Annotated in this window: 23 protein-coding genes; 16 read left to right on the top strand and 7 right to left on the bottom strand. The window is 61.0% G+C overall.

The window, feature by feature from the left end; all coding sequences use genetic code 11:
- Positions 1 to 115: 115 nt before the first annotated feature.
- Together FXN63_RS12985 and FXN63_RS12980 are read right to left on the bottom strand one after the other, a co-directional pair.
- Positions 116 to 1,318, bottom strand: a complete 1,203-nt coding sequence (locus FXN63_RS12985) for a M20 aminoacylase family protein (protein WP_148815452.1) — start codon at positions 1,316 to 1,318, stop codon at positions 116 to 118.
- Between the two features lie 81 nt (positions 1,319 to 1,399).
- Positions 1,400 to 1,720 (bottom strand): DMT family transporter, encoded by a 321-nt coding sequence (locus FXN63_RS12980; RefSeq protein ID WP_148815449.1) that lies wholly within the window; start codon positions 1,718 to 1,720, stop codon positions 1,400 to 1,402.
- A gap of 33 nt (positions 1,721 to 1,753) precedes the next feature.
- Between FXN63_RS12980 and FXN63_RS12975 the strand changes: the two genes are divergently transcribed.
- From FXN63_RS12975 to FXN63_RS12965, 3 genes are all read left to right on the top strand, one after another.
- Positions 1,754 to 2,344, top strand: coding sequence for a TetR/AcrR family transcriptional regulator (locus FXN63_RS12975; protein WP_222864052.1), 591 nt, complete (start codon positions 1,754 to 1,756; stop codon positions 2,342 to 2,344).
- A 627-nt stretch (positions 2,345 to 2,971) separates the two neighbouring features.
- On the top strand, positions 2,972 to 4,441 hold the full coding sequence (locus FXN63_RS12970; RefSeq protein WP_148815447.1) for a GIY-YIG nuclease family protein: 1,470 nt from the start codon (positions 2,972 to 2,974) through the stop codon (positions 4,439 to 4,441).
- Position 4,442: 1 nt separating this feature from the next.
- A complete protein-coding gene (locus FXN63_RS12965) occupies positions 4,443 to 5,417 on the top strand; it encodes a hypothetical protein (protein WP_148815445.1) in 975 nt (324 codons plus the stop codon).
- Positions 5,418 to 5,643: 226 nt separating this feature from the next.
- Here FXN63_RS12965 and FXN63_RS12960 read toward each other — a convergent pair whose 3' ends face one another.
- A complete protein-coding gene (locus tag FXN63_RS12960) occupies positions 5,644 to 6,570 on the bottom strand; it encodes a LysR family transcriptional regulator (RefSeq protein ID WP_148815443.1) in 927 nt (308 codons plus the stop codon).
- A 128-nt stretch (positions 6,571 to 6,698) separates the two neighbouring features.
- On the opposite strand from FXN63_RS12960, the gene FXN63_RS12955 reads away from it, so the two are divergent.
- The 11 genes from FXN63_RS12955 (at position 6,699) to FXN63_RS12905 (ending at position 18,101) form a co-directional block, all read left to right on the top strand.
- Positions 6,699 to 7,646 (top strand): alpha/beta fold hydrolase, encoded by a 948-nt coding sequence (locus FXN63_RS12955; protein WP_148815441.1) that lies wholly within the window; start codon positions 6,699 to 6,701, stop codon positions 7,644 to 7,646.
- 29 nt (positions 7,647 to 7,675) lie between these two features.
- Positions 7,676 to 8,425 carry an SDR family oxidoreductase gene (locus FXN63_RS12950; protein ID WP_148815439.1) on the top strand — a complete coding sequence of 250 codons (750 nt, stop codon included), beginning with the start codon at positions 7,676 to 7,678 and terminating at the stop codon, positions 8,423 to 8,425.
- A 165-nt stretch (positions 8,426 to 8,590) separates the two neighbouring features.
- Complete coding sequence (locus FXN63_RS12945; protein WP_148815437.1) at positions 8,591 to 9,463, top strand: MurR/RpiR family transcriptional regulator; 873 nt, start codon at positions 8,591 to 8,593, stop codon at positions 9,461 to 9,463.
- Between the two features lie 344 nt (positions 9,464 to 9,807).
- Positions 9,808 to 9,993 (top strand): hypothetical protein, encoded by a 186-nt coding sequence (locus FXN63_RS12940; RefSeq protein ID WP_148815435.1) that lies wholly within the window; start codon positions 9,808 to 9,810, stop codon positions 9,991 to 9,993.
- Positions 9,990 to 11,492, top strand: a complete 1,503-nt coding sequence (locus tag FXN63_RS12935; protein WP_148815433.1) for a M81 family metallopeptidase — start codon at positions 9,990 to 9,992, stop codon at positions 11,490 to 11,492. Before FXN63_RS12940 ends, FXN63_RS12935 begins: the two co-directional genes overlap by 4 nt.
- Before the next feature lie 97 nt (positions 11,493 to 11,589).
- Positions 11,590 to 12,930 carry an aspartate aminotransferase family protein gene (locus FXN63_RS12930; protein WP_148815431.1) on the top strand — a complete coding sequence of 447 codons (1,341 nt, stop codon included), beginning with the start codon at positions 11,590 to 11,592 and terminating at the stop codon, positions 12,928 to 12,930.
- Positions 12,927 to 13,493 (top strand): carboxymuconolactone decarboxylase family protein, encoded by a 567-nt coding sequence (locus FXN63_RS12925; RefSeq protein ID WP_148815430.1) that lies wholly within the window; start codon positions 12,927 to 12,929, stop codon positions 13,491 to 13,493. Before FXN63_RS12930 ends, FXN63_RS12925 begins: the two co-directional genes overlap by 4 nt.
- Before the next feature lie 210 nt (positions 13,494 to 13,703).
- On the top strand, positions 13,704 to 14,228 hold the full coding sequence (locus tag FXN63_RS12920; protein WP_148815428.1) for an RNA polymerase sigma factor: 525 nt from the start codon (positions 13,704 to 13,706) through the stop codon (positions 14,226 to 14,228).
- Between the two features lie 4 nt (positions 14,229 to 14,232).
- Positions 14,233 to 15,123 carry a FecR family protein gene (locus FXN63_RS12915; RefSeq protein ID WP_148815426.1) on the top strand — a complete coding sequence of 297 codons (891 nt, stop codon included), beginning with the start codon at positions 14,233 to 14,235 and terminating at the stop codon, positions 15,121 to 15,123.
- Positions 15,124 to 15,227: 104 nt separating this feature from the next.
- Positions 15,228 to 17,657, top strand: coding sequence for a TonB-dependent receptor (locus tag FXN63_RS12910; protein WP_187395190.1), 2,430 nt, complete (start codon positions 15,228 to 15,230; stop codon positions 17,655 to 17,657).
- A 123-nt stretch (positions 17,658 to 17,780) separates the two neighbouring features.
- Entirely contained in the window at positions 17,781 to 18,101 is a 321-nt protein-coding gene (locus FXN63_RS12905; RefSeq protein WP_148815422.1) for an SCP2 sterol-binding domain-containing protein, read from the top strand.
- A 13-nt stretch (positions 18,102 to 18,114) separates the two neighbouring features.
- On the opposite strand, the gene FXN63_RS12900 is transcribed toward FXN63_RS12905, so the two are convergent.
- Positions 18,115 to 19,008 (bottom strand): dihydrodipicolinate synthase family protein, encoded by an 894-nt coding sequence (locus tag FXN63_RS12900; protein ID WP_148815420.1) that lies wholly within the window; start codon positions 19,006 to 19,008, stop codon positions 18,115 to 18,117.
- Between the two features lie 122 nt (positions 19,009 to 19,130).
- A complete protein-coding gene (locus tag FXN63_RS12895) occupies positions 19,131 to 19,925 on the bottom strand; it encodes a YggS family pyridoxal phosphate-dependent enzyme (RefSeq protein ID WP_222864051.1) in 795 nt (264 codons plus the stop codon).
- A gap of 64 nt (positions 19,926 to 19,989) precedes the next feature.
- On the opposite strand from FXN63_RS12895, the gene ptsJ reads away from it, so the two are divergent.
- Positions 19,990 to 21,309, top strand: coding sequence for a MocR-like B6 salvage transcription factor PtsJ (gene ptsJ / locus FXN63_RS12890; RefSeq protein WP_148815416.1), 1,320 nt, complete (start codon positions 19,990 to 19,992; stop codon positions 21,307 to 21,309).
- 122 nt (positions 21,310 to 21,431) lie between these two features.
- Here ptsJ and FXN63_RS12885 read toward each other — a convergent pair whose 3' ends face one another.
- Together FXN63_RS12885 and FXN63_RS12880 are read right to left on the bottom strand one after the other, a co-directional pair.
- Complete coding sequence (locus FXN63_RS12885; RefSeq protein WP_148815414.1) at positions 21,432 to 22,697, bottom strand: ABC transporter substrate-binding protein; 1,266 nt, start codon at positions 22,695 to 22,697, stop codon at positions 21,432 to 21,434.
- 145 nt (positions 22,698 to 22,842) lie between these two features.
- Positions 22,843 to 23,589, bottom strand: a complete 747-nt coding sequence (locus FXN63_RS12880; protein ID WP_148815412.1) for an enoyl-CoA hydratase/isomerase family protein — start codon at positions 23,587 to 23,589, stop codon at positions 22,843 to 22,845.
- Between the two features lie 316 nt (positions 23,590 to 23,905).
- Between FXN63_RS12880 and FXN63_RS12875 the strand changes: the two genes are divergently transcribed.
- Complete coding sequence (locus tag FXN63_RS12875; protein WP_246165128.1) at positions 23,906 to 25,423, top strand: AMP-binding protein; 1,518 nt, start codon at positions 23,906 to 23,908, stop codon at positions 25,421 to 25,423.
- The last annotated feature ends 202 nt before the right edge of the window (positions 25,424 to 25,625 follow it).

Below are 25,625 nucleotides of genomic sequence, written 5' to 3'. Positions count from 1 at the left end.
ATGACGCATGCAGCTCAAGACCCTAGCGCATCATCAGGCTTATCGAACCCGTCTCAGCAGACTCTCATCGCTAGACCTGACTCAGCGCGACTGCGTCTACAGCACTCAACCCGACTCAGGCAGCCGGCTGCGCCAACCAGCGCAAGGCCAATTGCGTCCAGTAGGTCGCCCCGACCGGCAGCAATTCATCATTGAAGTCATAGCTGCCGTTGTGCAGCATGCACGGACCCATGCCGTGGCCAGCGTCGCGGTGATCGCCCGAACCATTGCCTGCCCAGATGTAGGCACCGGCCTTCTCCAACAGCATGAACGAGAAGTCCTCGGCACCGGTGCTGGGTTTGACTTCGGGATTCACGTTGGTGGCACCCACCATGTCGCGCATGACCTCGGTGCAGAACGCGGCTTCCGCTGCATGATTGATGGTCGGCGGATACAGGCGACGGAACTCGAAGTTCACCTCGCAACCCATGGCGGCGGCCGTGTGACGGCTGATCTCTTCCATGCGGCGCTCGATCAAGTCCAGCGTCTCAAGCGTGAAAGTGCGCACCGTGCCGCGCAAGATTGCCTCGGTCGGTACCACGTTGTCGGCAGTGCCGGCGTGGATCTGCGTGATGCTGATCACGGCCGGATCGATCGGATCACGGTTGCGCGTGATGATGGTCTGCAGTGACTGCGCCATCTGCACGGCTGCCATGACCGGGTCGATGCCCATGTGCGGCATGCCGCCATGGCAACCCTTGCCGTCGATGGTGATCTTGAAGGTGTTGCTCGACGCCATGATCGGGCCGGAAGCCACCGCGAACTGGCCGACCTTCATGCCGGGCCAGTTGTGCATGCCGAACACGGCATCCATCGGGAACAGGTCGAACAGGCCTTCATCGACCATGCGCTTGGCACCACCGCCGCCTTCTTCCGCGGGCTGGAAAATCACATACACCGTGCCGGCAAAGTTGCGGTACTGCGCCAAGTAACGCGAAGCGGCCAGCAGCATGGTGGTGTGGCCGTCGTGACCACAGCCGTGCATCTTGCCGGGGTTCTTGCTGGCGTGCTCGAAGGTGTTGACTTCATCCATGGGCAGCGCGTCCATGTCGGCACGCAAGCCCAGGCTGCGGCTACCCGGCAGATTGCCGCGAATCGTGCCGACCACACCTGTGCCAGCCAGGCCGCGGTGCACCTCGATGCCCCACTCCTGCAACTTGGCGGCGACGATGTCCGAGGTACGGAATTCCTCGTAGCCCAGTTCGGGATGCATGTGGAAGTCGCGACGAATCGCGGCCAGGTCGTTTTGCCACGCAACAATCGGTTCAAGCAGATTCATGGGGGTGCTACCGAGGAAAAGTGACAATCAGTGTAAAGGAGACTTCGACGCCTGACGACGCCTTCCCCCCTAAGATCAGCCTCAGTGCCCCGAGGTGATCTTCAGGCCGACGATGCTCCCGACCAGCAGCAGGATGAGCAAGCCGCGCACGACTGTTGCCGGCTCGCTGAACCAGATCATGCCGATCACCACCGTGCCGAGCGCGCCGATCCCTGTCCAGACAGCGTATGCCGTACCCAGCGGAATCACCTTGGTTGCGTGTTCCAGCGCCAGAAAGCTGATCAGCGCGCAGGTTGCAAAACCCACGGTCCAAGACACATTGCGAAAGCCGTCCGTGTAGCGCAGGCAGGTGGTGAAACCGATCTCGAATACACCACCCAGCAAAAGGACCAACCAACTCATTTTCTTCTCCATCGTTGACCAAGCAGTCGCAGCTTGACAGCGCCGTCGACGGATAAGAATCCGAACGTATTCCTACTGGGGGTTGTGATGGGACGTCGAAAGACCATCGACTGGGACGCGGTGCTGGAAGCGGCCGAGCGGGTCAGCGCCACCCAGGGCTCGAGTGCAATGACCATCGACGGGGTGGCGGAAGCTGCGGGCATCTCAAAAGGTGGCGTGCAGTCCTGCTATGCGAACAAGGAAGCGCTGATCGAAGCCATGCTTGATCGTTGGGCTTTGCTCTACGACAGCCAGATCGAACAGGTCGGCGTGCGCCCCGGCAACGGGCGCGATGCGATCAATGCCCATGTGACGGTAACGGCAAATGAGACGGCAGCATCCAGGAGCAAATCGGCGGCCTTGTTCGGCGCTTTGCTGCAAAGCCCCGATCCACTGAAGTGGACGCAGGCTTGGTACGCGAAGCGGGTGGCGGATATTGATTTGAGGACCTCGGAAGGCCGGGGATTGCGCTTGGCGTTCCTGGCCACCGAAGGCGTTTTTCTGCTGCGCTTCTGCGGGTTCATAAAGATCGACGAAGACGAATGGAAGGATATCTTCGAGGACATCAAGGGTGTGCTAGGGTGAGCAGTCGGTGGCTAGGGCTCCTGGCGGCTTGCCGTTGATCGGCCGTCAATCCTTTCCACGATTTATCAATACCTATGCCCGCATTCGGCCGGAAGCGGAAATTCGACAGGATGTATTAACAGTCACTTCTGAGCGTTTGCAGTAAAGAGAGAGGTGGCCAGCCGCACCGCTTCGGCTGTTGCTGTGGCTCAGTCTCAAGATTGCGAGTGACGGGGACTGAGCAACGAAGCAGACTTCGCTGTGGCCGCGGAACTCGGGGCGGTTCACAAGCGCGAACGAATCCGCCTCTAAATCTACACGAGCCGCGAGGACGCCAAAGCTGATGTATTCAAATGCATCAAGATTTTTTATAATCCGGCGCAGCGTCACAGCAGCACCGGCAGTAATTCCCAGGTAGAGTTCGAAAGGCGCATTTCTAATAGCTCAAGGTGTCTAGGGTATCCGGGGCAATTCAGACTTTGCGTGCATCCATTTTCGGTAAAGCTTCTGACTGCACGGTCTTCGTTGACAAAACCCTGAACAAAGTTTTTTCAAACACGCCATTTTCGGGTGGAGCATTAGTGTCGCGCTGACAACTTCCATGCCCGTGGTTTGCCCCTCACACAGGAAATTTTTCGAGAAGTAATCATGGCTCCACAACACGAGCAAAAATCGCTATCTCCATTGGCGAACCTTATCGTTGATCGCGCGATCGAGAACACCAATCGAAAACTGATTGCAGGCTTTCGCAACAAGAAAAACTCTCGCCCGAACGCCAAGACAGCCGACCCATTGCAGGCTGGCAAGGACACCCTTGCTGCCACGTCGTCGAAGAGTGCGATGGACGTTGCCAATCGAGGGGTTGCGTGGAAGGAGATTCTGCTCAAAAGTTTGTCAGCTGGAATCGGTTCACTTGCTACTTTGCAGTTCGATGGAGAGTTCGATCTCAGCGCTGCCGACACCTCCAGTACCAGCCAACTGCCCGAAAAGCCAGGTGTTTATGTGGTGTATGACACGGGCGGCAAGCCGGTCTATATCGGCGATAGCACCAACATGCGACAGCGTTGGCAAGACGGTCATCTGAACGACCATCGCAATGGCAACAAAAAGGGGGAACCCTACAAGCTTTCTGAGCAACTGGAAGCGGGGTGCAAGGTGAAGTTCGTGACCATGGACTCGGCCGAAACAGCTGCTGCTTTGGAAGCGTACCTCATCAAAACCGAAAACCCGCCCATCAACAAGCGCCAGGAACTGGATCAGGAACAAGGCACTCGCAGCAACATCGAAGCCAAAAAGCTCAAAGAAACTCTGGGCAATGCTACTGACGTTGCGCTGGGTGCTGGCAAAGAAGCACTGAAAAACTCAGGTTGGCAATTGCTGGAACAACTAACCTCAGCCGCGATCATGGCCGTAAAAGACGAACTGGTCGATGTATTCATGGGTGGCGCTGCTCGCCTAAAACAGCGCGTGGAGCGCTTTCTCAAAAAGATCTGGGGGGTGATCGAAAAAATCATCGCGGCCCCCCTGAAACTACTCAACGGTATCGTCGAGTTCATTGTCAATGCCTTGTCCAAGGCGATACGTCAGGTCTACAACCTCGCCCGTAATCTTTTCGACCTCGCTCATGGCACCTGGCAACTGTACAAAGGCGCGCAATCGATGAGCCGGGAAGAGTTGATTCAGAAGATCGTCGAGACCGTAATCGTCAGTGGCACGCTGGTGCTTTGGGACGGACTGGAGCCGGCGATCGAGTCGCAATTGATTCCGCTCACCGGGGTGGCAGCGCCTTATATTTCCTGCGTGTTGTCGGCCATCGGTTTCGGGCTATGCAGTTATCACTTGCAGAACCTCGTCCCTCCTATCGTTGCCTACTTGGTGGACTTCAAGACCGGGTGGAACGAGTCACTAGAGGCCAAACGAGAGGCGGCACTGCAGCTTATCAAGGCGCAGGAAAACGAATGGCTGATGGCTGAAGGTCTGGTCGAATACGCGCAGTCGGTAAATTTGCTCGCCAAGGAAGCAATAGACCACCGCGAACGGCTGGCCCGGCACACGAGTGTGCGTGCAATCGATTTTTCGGCACTTTTGCCAACTAAACGTATTTCGCAGGAGTCCTGACGTGTTCAAGTTTCTCGGTAACAGAGCCGTACTTATTGGGTCGCCGGCCGATAACGTAGCCCCCCAACCGGTACAGCGGTTGCTGCCGGCGCCACGCTCTGAAGAGAACCAGCTGAGAGATTTTCATGAAGGCCTGCGAAAGCTCAACGACGCGATACAGCGTGGGTCGAAGACCAGAGCGCAATTGAACGACTTTCAGAACCAGGACGGTTGGGACTCTTTCTGGGGGGGGTTGTCGGGCAGGAATGACAAAGATCTGGCCAAATTGCTGACCGAATTTGGCGCAAGCCTTGAGGTTACGCAGAGCGTGGTGCAACTGGTCACCCAAGTGCATACCGTGAACAACAATGTATTGCGCGGTTTCAATGATGCCTTGGTACGCGAGATCGAGCGCCTGCAAGCGGATACAAAGACTTTGGACGGCAACCAGAACGGGGCGTTGGTGGTGCTCTACGAGTTCAAGTATCAGATCGACGAACAGTTGGCGTTGGCAGACAATTATGAGTACTGCCTGCATGCAGTGGACCAATTAGCCACCGAGCAGAACAACCATGAGGCGAAGTTGCAGGCGTTGAGCCTGGCCTTCTCGGACGACACCCGGAAGCAGGAACAACTCAACGCGGAGTCCTCGCGTCAGCTAGCCCACCAGGAGAAGGTTCAGCAAACCCAGAAGCAGTTGGTAGAGCAAGTAGCCACGCAGCTCGATGGTGAAATCCAAACGAGGGAGCGCCTGTCGATCTCTATGACGGGATCATTGAAAAAAGTGAACGATGCAAGCGAGGCGCTAGCCCAGCGTCTGGAACGCGCCGAGTCGAAGATGGGCGAATTACTGAAAAACCAGGAACAAACCCTGGCTCAAATCAAGCAACTAGAAGCGCAGTTGCTGGACAAACCGGGCTGGCTGCGGCAGCAGGCCGTGGCTCTTGTCGCGGTGGTTCTTTCAGGCGTGGCGCTCGCCTCGATGTTTGCCTTTTAAAGCAAGCGGGGCGAATTATCGCTCTCGACAACTCTCACCATCTGAAGCATTCCTGGTCTAGTAGACACCTGCAAGCCGCCGTTTTTGGGTGGTTAGGGGTGTGCTTCGGGTTGAAAGCGGGCACCGCTCAGCTATCGACAATATGTACTTATCACTGGTCGGCCCTCGACCCATCGCTTCTTGAGCGATCGCTGTGCGGTGCTTGAGCGACGCTACCCACCCGGTGTCAGCCATGCAACGCGGCCGCCCCACCCTCCCAGGCCGCCGTCCCCGCAAAGGACTGCGCCAGAAAGTCCACCATCACACGTACCTTGGCACTTAGATGCCGACGGCTTGGGTAGACGGCAAGAATGTCGATGTCGGGCATGCGGTAGCCCGGCATCAGTTCCACCAGACGACCAGCGCGTACGTCTTCACCAATAAGAAAAGTTGGCTGCCAGATCACACCCGCCCCGGCAATGGCGGCTGCCCGCGCGGTGTCGCCGTTGTTGGTCTGCATGCCGAAGCGCACCTTCACGCTGCTTGCCGCGCCATCGGGACCGACGAAATGCCAATCGTCGGCGGTCTGCGAGTACGTGTAGCCCAGGCACGCATGGTGGATCAGGTCGGCAGGCACCTTGGGGGCTGGGTGCTGAAGCAGGTATCCGGGAGACGCGCAGACAATGTTGCGCGAGGTGGCCAGCTTGCGGGCAACGTGGGTGGTTGAGCCACCGCGCGAAATGCGGATGGCCAAGTCGAAGCCTTCTTCGACGATATCTACCACCCGGTCTGCCAGCACCACGTCCAGTTCCACATCGGGATACAGCCGAATGAAACGCGGCCACAGCGGTGCCAGGTGCACGATGCCAAAGCTCAAGGGCGCGTTGATGCGCAGGCGTCCGCGCGGGCGCAAGGCGGTGGCTGAAGCCAGGGCTTCAACTTCGGCAACTTCGTCCAGGATCAACCGGGTGCGCTCGTAGAAGGCGACGCCGCTTTCCGTGAGCGACAACTTGCGTGAACTGCGATTCAGCAGTCGTGTGCCCAGGTGGGCCTCCAAGTCGCTGACATAACGCGTGATGTTGGCCGGGGATGTGTCCATGGCCTCGGCCGCTCGCACGAAGCTGCCCCGCGCCACCACGGTCACAAAGACTTCAAATGCGCGCAAGCGGTCCATGGCTACCCTGATGATTCATAAAAACTGAATGAATAATCAATATTAACGGCCTTCCTGATCGTGATCATGAATCTTAAAGTTCGTCATCGGCGCTGCACACGCAGCCCACCTCCCCAGGAGCAGACGACATGACCACTATTTCTTTCAACATCATTCGCCGCCAAGTGCTGGCAACCATCCCTGCCTTGGCCGCCATGGCCTCGCTTGGCAGCCTGACCACTTCTGCCGTTGCCGCCGTGACCGGCCCAGCGATCAAAGACCGCTACGCCACCGTGAACGGCGTGCGACTGCACTACCGCATTGCAGGCCAGGGCAGTGCCATCGTGCTGCTGCATGGCTATGCCGAAACCGGCCACATGTGGACCCCGCTGATCCCGCTGCTGGCGAAGAATCACACCGTCATCGTCCCCGACCTTCGCGGCGCAGGCGATTCCGCCAAACCCACCACGGGCTACGACAAAAAGAACATGGCGGTGGACATTCACGAACTGGTGAAGTCGCTGGGTTTCGACAAGGTTCGCATCGTCGGCCACGATATCGGCCTGATGGTGGCCTACGCCTACGCCGCGCAATTCCCGCAGGAAACCGAACGTCTGGTGTTGATGGACGCCTTCCTGCCCGGCATTGGCAACTGGCAGGACGTATGGCTGCTGCGTGACCTGTGGCACTTCCACTTCACCGGCCCAACGGCGCTCGCCCTGGTGCAAGGCCGCGAACGCATCTACTTCGAACACTTCTGGAACGACTTTGCCGCCGACCCGAAACGGTCGATTCCTGAAGCCGACCGGAAGCTGTACGCCAAGGCCTACGTACAACCGGGTGGCATGCAGGCGGGGTTCGCGTACTTCAAAAACTTCGAGCAAGACGCCAAGGACTTCGCCGCGTTGTCGACCAACAAACTGGGTATGCCGGTACTGGTGCTGACGGGCGAAAAGGCGTCGGGTCAGGTGCTGATCGACCAAGCCAAGCTGGTCGCCACTCAAGTCGACGGCCGCATCGTCCCCAACGCCGGCCACTGGCTGATGGAAGAAGCGCCCAAGGTCGTCATTCCCGCACTCGTCGAATTTTTGAGCTGAACCCACCTCTTTCCACAGGAACCCGCGCCATGACCCGACTCACCAACAAACGCACGCTGATCACTGGCGGCAGCAGCGGCATCGGCCTGGAAACCGCACGGCAATTTCTTGCCGAAGACGCGCGCGTCGCCATCACCGGCACCAATCCCGAGACGCTCGAACAAGCCCGACAAGCACTGGGCGACAAGGTGGTCATTGTCCGCGCCGACGCCGGCAGCGTCGCCGATCAGGCAAAGATCACAACCGCCGTGCAAGACGCTTTTGGTGGCCTGGATGCCGTCTTCATCAACGCCGGCGTGGCCGACTTCCGGCCGCTGGAACAGTGGGACGAAGCCGGTTTTGACCGTTCAATCGCCGTGAATCTGAAAGGTCCGCTGTTCCTGGTGCAAGCACTGCTGCCGCTGCTGGCCAACCCGGCGTCCATCGTGCTGAACACCTCGATCAACGCCCGTATCGGCATGCCGAACTCCAGCGTCTACGCCGCGACCAAGGCGGGACTGATCTCGCTGGCACGTACCTTGTCGGGCGAACTCATCGGCCGTGGGATTCGGGTGAACGCCGTCAGCCCGGGGCCGGTGTCCACGCCGATCTACGGGAAAATGGGGCTGGAAGCGGCCGAGCTGGAAAAGCTGGCCGGTGCCATCCTGGGCCAGATCCCAGCCGGGCGGTTCGGTGAACCCAGCGAAATTGCCAAGGCGATCGTGTTCCTCGCGTCCGATGAGTCGGCTTTCACGGTGGGCAGTGAACTGGTAATCGATGGAGGGATGAGCAATCTGTAAAAGGACATGATTTGCGCTGCGCCGTCGCGCAGCGCGTCATGAAACCTCCGGCGGTTGCGAGTCCGGGCAGACGGCCGTCGGTCATCACCGCATCCCTGTCGCATAATGGCGACCCGCGCATTGTTCGGCCGGCTGCGGCCCGACTCGCCCACGACGGAGACATGCATGAATGCGCGCGCGCAAATGTTGGCCCAGTTCGACTCGCTCAGCCCCAAGCTGCAGGTCGCCGCCCGTTTTGCTGTCGATCACCCGAACGAAGTCGTGATCGCATCGATGCGCGCGTTGGCAGAACGGGCCGGCGCGCAGCCCGCCACCCTGGTTAGACTGGCGCAGCAATTGGGTTATGCCGGCTGGCCGGAACTGAAGTCGGCTTTTGCCGATGACCTGGGTCTGAATGGCGAACGTTATGGCGAGCGCGCCCGCAACCTGGCGGCCCGCAGCCAAAGCACCGATCTGCTTGGCGAGATGTTCATCGCCCAGCAACGCAATCTGGCAAGCACCGAGGCGCTGTGCACTGGTGCCTTGCGCGACGCGGCGCGTCTGCTAGCAGGTGCTCGCGCCGTGCACGTGGCGGGCTTTCGGGCCAGTTTCCCTATTGCCTATTCCCTGGTCTACGGTTATCGCCTGTTCCGCAATTCGGTGCACCTGATCGATGGCCAAGGTGGCTTGGAAATGCAGATGCGGCCCATCGAGCAGGGTGATGTGGTCGTCGCGATCAGCTTTGCGCCCTATTCCAGCGAATGCATGGACGTGATCAAAGCCGCGCGCAACGCCGGTGCCAGCATTCTGGCCATGACCGACAGCAACGCGTCCCCGCTTGCGCTTGCAGCGAATGCGACCCTGCTGTTCTCCATCGACAGCCCGTCTTTCTTCCCTTCGGTAGCCGCCGCTGTCGCAGTGACCGAAGCGCTGCTGGAACTGCTGGTCGCCAACGGTGGTGACCAGGTCGCCGCACGCATCGGCAACGCCGAAAAGCGGCTGCTGGAATCTGGCGCTTACTTGCCGCCAAGCGCCAAACGACGCAGCCACAAAGACTGATTTCGGCTACGACACCGCACGATTTCCGGCCCCACGGTTGGAACAACGCACTTTCTGGGCACCGTTTCAGTGGTCACGTGCGACCTCGGTGAATGTCGTCTAGCAATGCAACATTTGTTGCGCAGATCAATCGCAGCAGATCATCCACGTTGAATCAGAGCCGGCACACGGCGTCACTCAAAGCTGCGTTCAAATTCGCCTTTCCTTAGCAATATCAACGAGATTCCAACCACTGGGCACTTCCCTTCCGCGTGTTTCTCATCTGGCGCAATTGTTTCAAAATGGTTGATGAAGATTCATTTGTTCCATAAACTTCGTCATCCCAGTCCGCCAGGAAATCTGCCATGCGCCTGTCCCGTTTCGTGACTCAGTTCACGCTGGCCGAATCGCACTCAGAAGGCGAAGAAATCATCCAGACCGAGCGGGATCTGAGCGAGGTTGCACGCTATCGCAGCTTCGTCGGCCTGATGACTGACCGCCGTCCAGATGTCTACGCCCGCGACGACGTGGATCGTGGCGTCACACCATGAGCGCCCACTTCCGTATCGCCATCGCCAGCTTCCATATCGAGTGCGTAAGCTTCCTGCCCGTGCCCTCGACGCTGGCCGATTTTGAAGATGTGGCCTTGCGGGGCGACGAGATCATCACGCAGCTGCGCGGCACCAATACCGTGATAGGCGGCTTCGTCGACATCTGTGAAGCCGAGGACATGGCCATGCTGCCTATCGTCCACACCGCGCTGGGCGCGGTCGGCCCGGCCACCGACGACGCGGTGCTGCACTACGCCACCGAGATCGCCGAGGGCGTGCGGCAAGCGGCCGATACGCTGGATGGTGTCTTGCTGTTCCTGCATGGCGCCTGCTGGGCACCGTCCTACCCCGACCCGGAAAAATTCATTCTGGATCGGGTGCGCGCGGCTCTCGGCCCCGACAAGCCATTGATGGTCGCGCTGGACTACCACGCCAACCTGGACGCCGACAGCCTGGCCTCGGTCAACGCCGCCTTCGCCTATCGCAAGTCGCCGCACACCGATACCGGCGAAACCGGCCGCCGCGCAGCCCGCTGCATGGTGCGCACGCTGCGGGGCGAGATTTCGCCGGTGTGGGCGATTGCCAAACCCGGCGTGCTGGTGCCCAGCATCTTCAGCGCCACCGCCTTGCGCCCGCTGGCCGACATCATCGAGGACGCGGCGAGCATCGAAGCAAGCAGCCCTGCGTATACGGACATCACCGTGATGGCCGGCTTTTCTTACGCGGATGCGCACAACACCGGTTTTTCGGTGCTGTGCGTGACCGATGCCGATGCCCCGCGCGCGCAGACTGTCGCCGACGGCTTGTCGGCACGCATCCATGATCATCGCCAGGCTTTGTATCGCCCGCTGCCGGTCTATCAGGTAGACGAAGCCATTGACCATGTGCTGGCTCGCCTGACCCAGGCACCCGCCAACGGCAAACCCTACGTGCTGCTCGAACATGCGGACCGCATGAACGATTCGACCTACCTGCTGGACGCCTTGCTGAAACGCGGCGCGGGCACCATCCGTATCGGCGTGCCGTACCTGTGGGATGCCGCAGCGGCCCAGCAGGCTTCCGACGCTGGCGCGGGCAATACCGTGCAGCTTCAGCTGGGCGGACACAGTTCCGACAAAGCAGGCCCCACGCTGGCCGTGACGGCGCGGGTGTTATGGGCCGGGCCCAAGCAGTACCGGGTGTCTGGTACCTACATGCAAGGCATGCCGGTCGACCTGGGCATGACCGCCTTGCTGGATATCGACGGCATCTCGGTCAGCGTGGTGAGCGCCTTTGCGTTTGCCGTCGATGGCGACGCCTTCACCATTTTTGGCCAGCGGCCCGAAGACTTCGACATATTGGTGCTGCGTTCCAAGACCCACTTCCGGGCCTTCTACGAACCTCTTGCGGCCGAGATCCTGATCGTCGACACGCCCGATTACGGCCTGGCCGAGCTTCGGCAATTGCCCTATCGCCACGTCGATATGCAGCGCAACTTCCCATTCACCGAACCCGCCTGAGCAGGTTCGCGCGACCAGCCACGCGCAGCCCGGCAAACCGGGGCTTGTGCTGCCAGTCCCGCGACCAGCTGCTAAGTCGACCTTTTCCTCCACCGCCATGAGCCACATCATCCATCGCGCGTTGCGCACCGTGCCGCTGAAAGCCGTCAGTGCCCAAGGCATCACGATCACCGACGAACACGGCAAGACGTATCTCGACGGCAGCGGCGGCGCGGCCGTGTCCTGCCTGGGCCACGGCCACCCCGAGGTACTGGCGACCCTGCACGCGCAGATCGACAAACTTGCCTATGCGCACACCAGCTTCTTCACCAGCGAGGTCTCGGAGGCGCTGGCCGACAACCTGGTGGCGCACGCGCCGGCCGGCATGGACCGCGTGTACTTCGTGTCCGGTGGCTCCGAAGCCATCGAAGCTGCGCTGAAGCTGGCACGCCAGTATTTCGTCGAAATCGGCCAGCCCGAGCGCACCCTGTTCGTGGCGCGCCGCCAGAGCTATCACGGCAACACGCTGGGCGCGCTGGCGGTGGGCGGCAATGAATGGCGGCGTCGCCAGTTCGCGCCCTTGCTGATGGACGTCGGCCGCGTCGCCCCCTGCTACGAATACCGCGACCGTCGTGCCGACGAAAGCCAGGACGACTACACCAAGCGCCTGCTGGCCGAGATCGAAACTACCTTCCAGCAGCTCGGCCCCGAGCGCATCATCGGTTTTGTGGCCGAGACCGTGGTAGGTGCGACCGCTGGTGCATTGGAACCCACGCCTGGGTACTTCAAGGGCGTGCGGGCACTATGCGACCGATACGGCATTCTGTTGATCGCCGATGAAGTCATGTGCGGCATGGGCCGTACCGGCACCTTGCATGCGGTGGAACAGGAAGGCATCGTGCCCGACCTGATGACCATCGCCAAAGGCCTGGGCGGTGGTTACCAACCGATCGGTGCCGTGCTTGCCACTTCCAAGGTGGTGGATCCGATCAGCCAAGGCAGCGGCCTGTTCCAGCACGGACACACCTACATCGGACACCCGACGGCCGCTGCAGCCGCCCTGGCGGTGCAGCAGGTGATCCAACGCGACGGCCTGCTGCCGCAAGTGCTGTCGCGTGGCGCGTATTTGCGCGCCGCTCTGAATGACCGGCTGGGTACGCATGCCCAGGTTGGTGACATCCGTGGACGCGGCCTGTTCATGGGCGTGGAACTGGTGCGCGACCGGGCCGACAAAACGCCCTTCGATCCTGCGCTGAAACTGCACTCCCACATCAAGGCCCAGGCCATGCGCAACGGCCTGCTGGTCTACCCGATGGGCGGTACCATCGACGGCCAGACCGGCGATCATGTGCTGATCGCCCCGCCCTTCATCGCCACCGAAGACGATCTGGACCAGATCGTCGACCGCTTGGCCAATGCCATCGACACCGCCCTGCTGAGCATCAAGGAACCCGCATGAGCCGCGACCGCCTTCCGCCCATCCCGCCTGAAGACTGGAACGAGGACCAACGCCGTTACGCCCAGGAAATCATCGACGGCCCGCGCGGCGCGGTGATCTCGCCTTTCGTGCCCCTGATGCGCAGCCCCGAACTGATGGCGCACGCGCAGCGCATGGGCGAGTACCTGCGCTATCGCAGCGTGCTGGGTTTGCGCCTATCGGAACTGGCCATTCTGGTCACAGCCCGGCAATGGTCACAGCAGGTCGAATGGGCCATCCACGCGCCTATTGCCATGCGCGAAGGGGTGTCGGCCGACACCGTGGAAGCGATCGCGCAAGGCCGCCGGCCTGCCAACATGCCGGAAGACGAAGCCTTGGTGCATGACTTCAGCATCGAACTGCACCGCAATCGCGGGGTGTCAGACCCGACCTGGGCGGCCACGGTCGCAGCGTTTGGTGAAGCTGGTGCCATGGACTTGGTGGGCGTCAATGGCTACTACGCGATGTTGTCGATGGTGATGAACAGCGCCAGAACCGAGCTGCCAGCATCGACGGCGGCGCGGTTGCCGGACTTGTCGGCGTAAGCGTACACGTGGCTGGTTGACGATGCATTCCGCAAACTGCCAACCAGCGCGTTGAACGCGGCAAGGGGTGAGGCCCACAGACAGCCTGGACGGCGTACTCAGCAAGGCCCGCGTTTTTGCCGCATGGACAAGAATCTCACCCGAACAATAATGCGAATGCTTATCACTTGAAATATACTGACGCACTTTAGTTTTGTCTCCGAGGCGCAGGTGTCCAGCAGCCCGACGCAAGATTCGGCACTGGTTGCCACGCTTTCCTCCCGATACGGCGAACTGGTCGAGCATTTGCGCGGGCGCTTCGGTGACAAGGCTTTTGCACGTGAAGTGGTCCACGACGTCTGCATACGGGTGCTGGAAAAACCGCCCACCGAGCCGGTCCGTACGCCAATGGCATTTCTACGCCACGTTGCCATGCACCTGGCCATCGATCGCCGCCGTGCTCAGCGCACGCAAGCGGAAGTGCTGGAATTTCAAGACGATCCGCGTGATGTGGGCGGCGCAGCCAGCTATTCGGTGCCTGAGCTGGCTGTGGCGTTTCGCCAGCGGGAAACTGCGCTGCTGCACGCAGTACGCGGGCTTCCGCCACGCAGCCAAGACGTTTTCATCCTGACCCAGCTCTATCACATGCCTCAATCGGCAGTTGCCGAACAGCTTGGCATCTCTCGCGGCATGGTCGCCCGCCACTTGGCGCGTGCCTACGAAGACCTGGCACCCATCCTGCACGAAGGCCAGTAAGCCGATGTCAATGTACGACGGGCGCTCATCCGCCAGCGACCCAGCCCAGCCTTCCAACGCCCGTGCTCTGGAAGACGCGCTGGCCCCGTTCGAGGAAGGCTTGCGGCTGCAATTGCGCAGCGCCGACGACATCTTGCGCGACGCCGCCGCGCGCAAACAGATGGCCAAACGCAGCAAAACGGTTCTGCCTGTTCTGGCATTGGGAGCCTTGTGCGCCGGCCTGGTATGGTTGGACCCGGCCTACCAGACCGAAACCGTTTCAACCGCCATTGGCCAGCGCGCCACCGTGCATTTGCATGATGGCAGTATCTTGACGCTGAACACCGGATCACAAGTGACGGTAGCCATGCACCTGCGCTCGCGCCGCATGACCTTGGTACACGGCGAAGCGCTGTTCGACGTTGCCCACGCACCAATACGCGCGCTGGAACGTCCGTTCAAGGTGACGGCAAACAGAACGATGGTTCACGATATCGGTACCGTCTTCAACGTGCGCACCCGAGACACCGGGGTAGACGTAAGCGTTTTGCATGGCCGCGTGCGGGTAGAGGCAGAAGACGGCATGAGCCGCGAGCTGAATGCAGGCCAAGCTGCAGCAACACGCGATGGCCACCTGTCCAGCGCCGATGTGCGAAGCGATGCTGCTGACTGGCGCGACGGCCGGCTGGTGCTGAATGGCACCCCGTTGCGCGATGTCGTTGAAGAGATCCAACGCTATCGCCAGACGCCCGTCATCTTGCAGGAAGGCAGCATCGGCGATATTCGCGTGTCCGGCCAGTTCGAACTGTCACGCCTGGATCAGCTTATCGATTTGCTGCCAAGCCTGACGCCGGTCGAGGTGCAGCGCCGCCCGGATGGTTCCGTGCGGATTGATGCAAGGCCGGTGCGTCGCTGAGCGCCAACAGCCACTTGCACGAATCGCAAAAAAATTTTTCCACCCCAGGTGTACATCGCCCCACATCCAAACGGCATACCTCCTGACAGCAACAGGAGATGCATGTGATCCACGCCAGACAAGCCCCCCGCCCCACACGACGCAGCCGCGCCAAGTGGACTGCGCTTTTCGCCGCCATGATGGTTGCGGCCAATGCCTTGGCACAAAGCCCTGCCTTATCTTTGGACATGCCGGCGCAGCCCTTGGACCGCGCATTGCAGACCTTGGCACGCCAGGCCGGTGTGCAGATCGTGTTCGTGACGGAACTGACTGCGCAGCGTCAGGCTCCTGCCCTGAAGGGCACGCTCACAGTCCGCGAAGCGTTGGAGCGCCTGACCGCAAACACCGGGCTGGTGGTGCGCGCGCAAAGCGGCGACACCTATACCCTGGATCGCCCGCAAGTGGGTGCACGGGCTACCCTGCCCACGGTGACCGTGACCGCCAGCCCTGACACGCTGCCGCGCGCCTATGCCGGTGGCCAGGTGGCGACGGGCGGGCGGCTGGGGTTGCTGGGCAATGTCGATGCGATGGAAACGCCGTTCAACGTCACCAGCTACACCAGCGAGCTGATTGAAAACACCCAGTCGATGTCGCTGAAGGATGTGTTGGACAACGATCCATCGGTACGTGCCAGCTCGCCACGCGGGGCAGAAACCGATTCGCTGATGATTCGTGGTTTCGAATTTACGGGCCGCGAAGCCATCGTCAATGGCATGTACGGCATGGCCGACAATCGCGGCACCATGATCGAAGCAGCGGAACGCATCGAAATCCACAAGGGGCCGAGTGCGATGCTCAATGGCGTCAGCCCCTGGGGTTCTTCGCCGGGCGGGTCGATCAACTATGTGCTCAAGCGCGCTGAGGATACGCCGCTGACCCGCCTGACCACCAGCTACGCCAGCGGCGGGCAACTGGGCGCACATGCCGACCTGGGACGGCGCTTCGGTGAGAACAAGGAATTCGGCGTGCGCCTGAATGCCGTGCACCGCGATGGCGACTTGGGTGTGGACCACACCAACAACAAGGAATCGATGGCGGCACTGGCGCTGGATTATCGCGGCGACAAGCTGCGCCTGTTCGGTGACTTTGGCTATCAGGACCGCATGTTGCGTGGCGGCTGGAGCAGCACCCGTATCGGGTCAACCGTGCGCATTCCCGATGCCCCGGAAGCCACGATCAATTCCAAGCAACCGTGGGAATTCTTCGACGGCCAGAATCGCTACGCGATGATCCGTGCGGAATACGACCTGACGCCTAATTGGACGGCGGGCGCGGCGTTCGGTGACAACACGTCTGACGAGCAGTACCTGCTGACCATCGACAGCATCAATAACGTCAATGGCAACAAGTCTGGCACGCCCTATTTCATTCCGGCGCAAAGCAAGAACACCACCAAGGAAATCTCGCTCAAGGGCAAGTTCGACACGGGTTTCGTGTCGCACAATCTGTCGGTGATCGCCTCGAAAAACGAGGCTTCGCGCGGCCAGCTTACGTATGACGTGCCGGGCTACGGCAACAATTCCCTGCCCAGCAATATCTACCGCCCCAGCTATTTCCCGGCTCCGAATATCAGCGGGCTCAACAGTTCGGCCGTGCGCATGACTTCGCGCTACGACTATTCCGGCATTGCGGTTGCCGACATCATGAAGCTGCTGGACGACAGACTGGTAATCATGGCTGGGGCACGCCAGCAGAAGCTGGGCTTCACCAACTACAACTACAACACCGGTGCCGCGACCTCTGGCTACACCAAGGATCGCATTTCGCCCTCGGTTGGCCTGGTCTACAAGCTGTTGCCCGGCTTGTCGGTATACGGCAGCTACATCGAGTCGCTGAATCCGGGCGGCACCGTCAGTACCTTCTACGCAAACAGCGGGCAGATTTTGCCGCCTTACGTCACCAAGCAAAAAGAAGCCGGCGTGAAGTATGACTTCGGGTCGGTCACCACCACGGCGAGCCTTTTCGATGTCAGCGTGCCCAGCTCGCTTGAAGTTGCCAGCATTACCTCGGGCGGCCGACCGACCCTGGCGCAAGATGGTGAAGAGCGCCATCGCGGCCTGGAATTCAACGTGTTTGGCGAACCGGTGCGCGGCTGGCGTGTGTTGGGTGGTTTCATGCTGCTGGACGCAGAAATGACCAAGACACAAGGCGGCATCAACGACGGCAAGCGGGCGCGCGGCGCGCCACGGGCCAACATCAATATCGGTACGGAATGGGACGTGCCTGGCGTAGCCGGCCTGACGCTGACGGGTCGGGCCCTGCACACCACGCGGGAATATATCGACCTGACCAACACGAATGCCCGCAGCATTCCTGCCTGGACTCGTTACGACGTGGGCGCGCGTTACGCCACCAAGGCATTCAACACGCCGATGATGCTGCGCTTGCAGATCGATAACGTGTTCGACCGAAACTACTGGGCGGCGGCGTCTCGTGGTGTACTGACCATGGGGTCACCGCGCACCATTCGTTTGTCGGCCACCTTCGATTTTTGAACGCGTAGATCGATTATCCCGCGAGGTGTGCCACAAGCCGCCCCCTCACTGTGATCCTGGTCGGCGGCGCACTGCCGGAACCTGTAGAATCCGCCGACTCCGCCAACCAGGACACACTGCCCAATGAGCACGCCCAAAGACATCTTCGAAACCCGCATCGCCAACAAGACCGCCAACGCCGATCTGCAAAAGAAAATCAATGCGGTCTTTCGTTTCGATCTGTCTGGCCCCCAGGGCGGTACGTGGATTGTCGACTTCAAACCGGGAACGGCGGGTGTGCGCCAGGCCCCCGAGCAAGCGCAGTGCACGGTCGGCCTGACCGACACCGACTTCCTGGCCATGCTTGACGGTCAGATGGACCCGACCCGGGCCTTCATGAGCGGCAAGATCAAGGTCACGGGCGAGATGATGCTGGCCATGAAACTGGGCCAGCTCTTCCAGTAACACGCGCGGCTGATCAGGACAGTTCAAGCTCCTTGATCAGGTCAACGATCTGGCGTCTTGCCAAGTCATTGGCGGCTTTCAGCGGCAGCGGCAGGCAAGGATGCTTGACCAGGCCTTCCAGTTCGGCGGCGGCTGCGACCACACGCAGGCTACCGCCGTACTGCGCAAACAGCGTCCACAGCGGCTTCAAACGCTCGGACAGCCGTGTGGCTTCGGCTGCATTGCCGGCCTGTGCCGCACGTGTGATGGCCAGCGTGGTTTTCGGGAACAGCCCGCCAATCACCGAGTACCAGGCATCGCAACCGGCATTCAGCCCAGTGGCACCAAAGGCATCGCCACTGACGCCGATGGTGACGTGCTCAGGGATCAGGGCGCGCAGCCGGTCCACACGGGCCTTGGCCGCAGCCGGGTCGGCAGGTACGCCAGGGATCTTGATCGACGCCACGTTCGGCAACTGCGCAATGCGGCCGTGCAGTTCGTCGGTGAATTCGAAATGCGTGGTGCCCGGGTTGTCATACACGCACAGCGGCACAGACAGATTGCGGCTGACGGTCTCGAACAGACCGAACACTTCGTCAGCAGACAGCTTCTGATAAGACACTGGGGCAAGCAGCACACCGGACACCCCTGCTTTCTGTGCGTCTTCCGTCAGGTTCAGCACGTCGCGGGTTCGCAATGAACCGATACCCACCATGACGGGAGTTTGCCCCGCATGCGCCACCGCAAGCTGCGCCACCCTGGCACGCTCGGCGCGGCTCAAATATGCATAGCTGCCGGTGGAACCGAGCGCGCCAATCGAATCCACCCCGGCGGCGGCAAGACGCTCAACCAAGGTGATGAATCCGGCCTCATCGATGCCGTCTTCGTTCATGGGGGTCAAGGGGAACGCGCTAAGGCCGGTGAACATGCTTGAAACTCCTGGATGAAAACTCGGAATAAAGGGAAGACGGGGTTGGGAATCGGGTAGTGCAACGGCAAAGGCCAGCGAAAAAGTCTGCACAGCCAGACGGCTGTGCAGGCAACGGTTGTTCAGACCGTCTCGTCTGAAGACGGCGAAGCATCCGGCCAGTAAAACTTGTCCGGCGTGTTGCGTGCACCAAAGATGGCCTGTCCGACCCGAACCACGGTCGCACCCTCTTCAATGGCAACTTCAAAGTCGCCGGACATGCCCATCGACAGTTCATGTAAATCAACCCCATGCGGGGCGTCCTGTTGCAGCTGCGCACGCAAAGACCGCAACAACACAAAGCAGTCTCGCACCCGCGACTGATCCGCAGACAAGGCGGCCAGGGTCATCAGGCCCCGCACACGCAGGCTGGTGTAGGCAGGCAAGGCCTGAATAAAGGCCGCTGCCTGCTCGGGTGCCAGCCCGTATTTGCTGGCTTCGCCCGAGGTATTGATCTGCACGAAGACATCCAGCGAACGGCCCTCGTGCTGCAAGCGGCGGTCAAGCGCTTCGGCGACGTGCAGGCTGTCCAGCGCCTGAAATTCGGATGCGAAACGCGCCACGTGCCGGGCCTTGTTGGTCTGCAAATGACCGATCACCGACCAGCGCACGCCATCAAGATCCGACATGGCTTCCCACTTCTGCATGGCTTCCTGAACCTTGTTCTCGCCCAGTTCCCGGCAACCCGCGTCGTAAGCCAGACGAATGCGGGCCTCATCCACGGTTTTGCTGACTGGCAACAGCCGCACCTCGTCAGGCGCACGGCCCACACGGGCACAGGCTGCCGCGATACGGGCACGCACCGCCGCCAGGTTGCGCACGAAGTCCTCGCGGGTGCTTGCACTGGGGAACGCCGAATCGGTCTGTTGGCCAAGCATGTGCTTCTGTCCTGCCCGCGTTAATATTGTCTGTGAACAAATCATACATTGGCATAGGACAAAATTGAAGATCACCGGAAAAACGGCGCTGGAGATTTCCGATGGCATTCGCGCCATGGTGCAGAACGGCAAGCTCAAGCCTGGGGACGCCCTGCCCCCGGTGCGCGACTTGGCCGACACCTTGTCGGTGAATCGCAACACGGTGGCAGCGGCTTATCAACGATTGGCCAAGGCCGGCCTTGCGCTCACCCAGGGGCGGCTGGGCACGACCATTTGCGCGCCACCGCAGGCGGGCGAACAGGAAGGCTTGAGCATCGGCACGGCCTTGATCGACTTGGCCGATGGCAATCCCGATCCGCAATGGCTGCCCAACCCCGCCGAGCTGCTCGCAGGCAAACTGGCCGGTGCCTTCGCCCAGCAGCTTGCCGGGCCGTTCCTGTACGGCGACGACACCATCCTGCCCAGCTTGCGTGAGCACGCCCAGGCCTGGTTTGCATCAGACTGCCCTGCTGGCTGGACCTTGGAGCTGACCCACGGCGCGGTGGACGCCATCGAACGCCTGGCTGCCGCGCACCTGGTGCCGGGAGACAAGGTGGCGGTGGAAGATCCGTGTTTTCTGGGTTCGATCAACGCCTTGCGTCTGGCCGGTATGCAGACTGTGGGCGTGGGTATCGATGAAGCCGGCATGCGGCCCGAGGCGCTTGCCGCGGCATTGGACAAAGGCGCGCGCGCAGTGCTGCTGACGCCCCGTGCCCACAACCCCACCGGCTGGGGTCTGACCCCGCAACGGGCCGAGGCATTGAAGCGGGTATTGGCAGCCCACCCTGGGGTGCTGGTCATCGTGGATGACCACTTCGCGCTGCTGGCAGAAACCGTTTATTGCTCGGTGATTCCGGCATCCACCAGCCGATGGGCGCTGGTGCGCTCAGTGTCGAAGGGCTTGGGGCCAGACATGCGCCTGGCATTCGTCGCCTGCGACATCGAAACGGCAACCCGCTTGCGTACGCGCCTGGCTCCGGGCATGTGCTGGGTCAGCCATATTCTGCAAGCCATCGTTGGCGTCTGCCTGGGTTCGCCTGATGTGCGTCGGCAGGTTGATCAGGCGCGCGATCAATACGCGTCCCGTCGCCAGGAATTGCACGCCGCATTGCTGGCACAAGGCATTGACGTGCCGACCCCCACGGGCGGGTTCAACCTATGGGTGCCAGTGGCCCGCGATCCTAAGGATGTTGCCTACGCACTGGCCAAAAAAGGCTGGCTGGTCCGGGTGGGAAGCGCGTTTGATGTGCAGGGCCAGTCGCAGGCGATCCGTGTCACGGTGTCCAAGTTGCAGGACGGACAGGCGCAGCGTTTTGCTCGTGATCTGAAGATGTGTCTGGGGTGAACGGACAAGCCCTGGCAGTCGCAAAAACACGCGACTGCCAGGGCTGAGGCTTGTTCGCCAAGGTCGGCCCAAGCCATGCCCTGCCCAAGCTTGTTCTGCTTACGCCTGCCCTGCAGAAGACCTTACTTCGCCGACACCAGCGGGCATCCCCCTTCCGCCAGCGGACGGAATGCCTCATCGCCCGGAATCGTCTTCAGAATCGTGTAGTAATCCCAGCGCGCTTTCGATTCCGACGGCTTCTTCACTTGCACCAAATACATGTCGTGCACCAGACGCCCGTCTTCACGCAGATAGGCGTTACGCGCGAACATGTCGTCGATCTTGCCGCTGCGCAGTTGCTTCATCACCGCGTCGCCTTCCAGCTTGCCACTGGTCTTGGCCGCCTGCAGGAAGTTCATGACTGCGGAATAGACGCCTGCCTGCGCCATGGTCGGCATACGGTCGCGATTGCGTGCCGCGTAACGCTTGGACCAGGTGCGCGTGCGTTCGTCCATGTCCCAGTAGAAACCGGTGGTCAAGATCAAGCCTTGGGCTTGCTCCAGGCCGACACCGTCGATATCGGTCAGGAACATCAACATGCCAGCCAGCTTCTGGCCGCCCGCGATCAGGCCGAATTCGTTGGCCTGCTTGATCGCCATGGTGGTGTCGCCAGACGAATTGGCCAGCGCAATGATCTCGGCCTTTGACGACTGGGCTTGCAACAGGAAGGATGAAAAATCGCTGGCCGCACGTGGGTGGCGGGACGCGCCCATCACCTGCCCGCCTGCCTTTTTCACAGCGTTTTCGGTGTCGGCTTGCAACGCGTTGCCGAACGCGTAATCGGCGGTCAGAAAATACCAGCGTTTCACGCCCGATTCGGTCAGTGCACGCCCAGTGCCATTGGCCAATGCGTAGGTGTCGTAGGTCCATTGCGCTGTCGTCGGCGAGCAAGCCTTGCCGGTCAGTTCCGAACTGCCTGCGGTAGAGGCCAGAAACGCGATGTTCGCGTTGCGTGTGACTTCCTGCACGGCCAGGGCCACGGACGAGGTCGGCACGTCGACAATCGCCTTGACCTGTTGCTGATCGATCCAGGTACGCGCCATCGCAGACCCCACGTCGGCCTTGTTCTGGTGGTCACCAGAGATCACTTCCAGTTTGCGGCCCAACAAGGTCGGCCCAAAATCTTCCACTGCCATGCGGGCCGCGTCGACCGCGCCTGCGCCAGACAAGTCGGCGTTCATGCCGGACAAATCGGTCAGCACACCGATGCGGATCGGCTCGGTGGTTTGAGCCCGGGCTTGCATCGGCAATGCAAACGCACTGGCAACCAACAATGCAGATAGCAGAGGCGCGGACAACAAGCGGGTAGATAAACGAGCGAGTAACGGGCCGGACGATGAGTGGGTCATGGTGATTCTCCGTGGGTGATCGACCGTTTATGACGGTTCTGAAAGACGGTTCTGAAAGGCCGACGCCAAGCGGCGTCGGCGGTATTGAAAAAGCGGAATAGCCTCGGGGCAGCGTGCGGGTCACGCCTGTTTGTGCAAGAGCGGTTCAACCGGCCTCGACTGCACCCACGATCTTTGCTCGCTGGGCCAACAGATGACAAAGCAGAAATTGGTCACCCTGCGCATGGGCTGGTGCGGTTGGATAGGCCTGCGCGTCAATTGCGCGTTTGGTCAGCCGTAATGAAATCGGTGGGCATTCGGACGCTTCGCGCGCCAGGCCAAGCGCAACATCGACTGCCTGACCAGCGGGAGCCAGTGCATCGGCCAGGCCCCACTCCATTGCACTCGCACCGTCCAGGCGCAGGTCGCTGAACAGCAGGCGCTTGGCACGAGCCGGGCCAAGCAGCGCCACCAAACGCGGCAATCCGCCCCACGCCAACGGCACGCCCAACCTGACTTCTGGAAACGCCACAAATGCGCCATCGCCCATTACGCGCAGGTCGCAGCAGTTCGCCAACACGGCCCCGCCACCTACCGCCGCACCTTCGATGGCGGCGATGGTCAGCATGGGCAATTCTGCCCAGGCGCGGCACATCAGCTCGCCTCGGGCCAGGGCCTGCTGGGTAGCAAGCGGGTCATCCGCGCCCCACCAACCCGAGTCAGACAGATCAATACCAGCACTGAAAACCTTCGGGCTGCCTGCAAGGACCACCGCCCGAAGCGTCTTGTCGTCTGCCAATTCACGAGCGGCATTCAGCAAGGCATTTGCCGCAGCCAGGCTCAAGGCGTTGGCCTTGGCTCCGCGTACATAACGAACCACGGCAATCATTCCGTGGCGTTCGATCGTCACCATTCCTGCTCTCCCGAGTGCCGATGCATCGTTGCATCGGCCGACATACCGATGGGTTTGCCGACGAAAAATATACTACCAAGTATGTTTTTGACTTGAAAGCAGTTGATGATAAGCACTTTCCCGCCCCCTGGGGCCGGGTAAATCCTTGGGTGATGCCTACGCTGCACCGCAGTAAAGTGGCTGAAACAGGCACTTAACAGCAATTTTCGGAGAAGGATGCATGGACGCGGACCAAAGCAGCATGCCAGCGGCAACACAGTGCGTACTGCGCTATCTGCTCGATGCTCAGGCCAAAAAGATACCGGAAAGAATCTTCGTGCAATTTCACCGTGGCGAGGCATGGACCTACGCCCAGACCTTGAGCGAGGTACGTCAGCGCGCCGCCGCATTGCGCGACTTGGGCGTAAAGCAAGGCGACCGGGTCTTGTGCTGGATGGGCAATGGTCCCGACCTGCTGGCCAACTGGTTTGCGATCAATTACCTGGGCGCGGTTTACGTTCCGCTCAATACCGGGCTGCGCGGACGCCCGCTTGAACACGTATTGGAAAACGCCCAGGCTGCATTGATGCTGGCGCACCCGGCCCTGTTGCCGCGCCTGGCGGAAGTGGCACCGGGCGCGCTGCGGCAAGTGCGCACTGTCGGCGGCACTGCGACCGCAACCGATATCGCAGGCCTGGACATCGCTGCCTTCGTCACGCCCCCCGTGGCCCCCGATGCATTGCTGGAAACCGATGCGCCCATCGAACCCTGGGATGTGCAGTCGATTATGTACACCTCGGGCACCACCGGCATGTCCAAGGGCGTGGTCACGTCATACGTGCAGCTCTACACCATGGGCCCGGACGCCTTCGACTGCATGACCGCTGAAGACCGTTGCATGATCTGCGGCCCGATCTTCCATTGCGGCAGCACCTTGTATGTCTACGCCATGCTGGCCTGCGGCGGCTCGATTGCCATGGTGCCGGAGTTTCGCACCGCTGAATTCTGGGACGCCATCCGCGACACCGGCAGCACCGTAGTGCTGTTGCTGGGGGTCATGGCCAGCTTCCTGTTGAAGCAGCCACCCTCGCCCCGTGACCGAGAGCATCCGCTGAAGAAGGTGTTCATCGTGCCCTTTGGCGAAGAAGCGCCGAACTTCCGCACGCGTTTTGGCTGCGACCTTTATACCGTCTACAACATGACCGAAATCGCCAGCCCCTTGCATGCCGGGCCGGGACTGACCCAGGCAGGGCTCGCGGGCAAGCCCCGCCCCTGGTTTGATCTGCGCGTGGCTGATGCGCACGACCGCAGCCTGCCCGACGGCGACGTGGGCGAATTGCTGATCCGCTCGCATCGGCCGTGGGCCTTGTTCTCGGGCTATTACCGCAACCCCGAGGCAACCGTGGCCGCCATGCGCAACGGCTGGTTCCACACCGGCGATGCGTTCCGACGCGATGCGGATGGCAACTTTTATTTTGTGGACCGGCTGAAGGACGTGATTCGCCGCCGAGGCGAGAACATTTCATCTTTCGAGCTGGAAGGCGAAATCTGCGCCCACGACAGCGTGCACGAAGCCGTGGTGGTGGCAGTGCCCAGCGAGCACAGCGAAGACGAAGTGCTGGCAGTCATTACACAGGTTGACGGGACCACAATAGACCCGGCAGAGCTGATCACGTTCTTGGCCACACGCGTGCCGCATTACATGGTGCCGCGCTTCATTCGTATCGTGAAGGAACTGCCGAAGACGGCCAGTGGCAAACTGCAGAAGCACGTGCTGCGTGGCGAGGGACTGACCACGGACTCCTGGGACCGGGAACGCGCGGGAATCCGTCTACAACGTGAGCGTCTGGCTTGATCGTGCGGGTCATGCAACGCAAGCGGAGCGCCTCGTCGGTGCCGGCATTTGTTCGACCGCTTGGTCGTCCGCTTGGTCGTCCGTTTGGTCGTTCGTTTTGTCTTCCATGCGGCCGTGCATGGTGGGAGCACCGCAGTCATCCATGCAGTCGTCCAAGCATGGCAACCGCATGCACACGCGCAGCGGACGCATCACGCCCGCT

The organism is Pigmentiphaga aceris (assembly GCF_008119665.1).
GTDB classification, from domain to species: Bacteria; Pseudomonadota; Gammaproteobacteria; order Burkholderiales; family Burkholderiaceae_B; genus Pigmentiphaga; species Pigmentiphaga aceris.
This window is presented reverse-complemented; position numbering and strand designations above follow the sequence as displayed.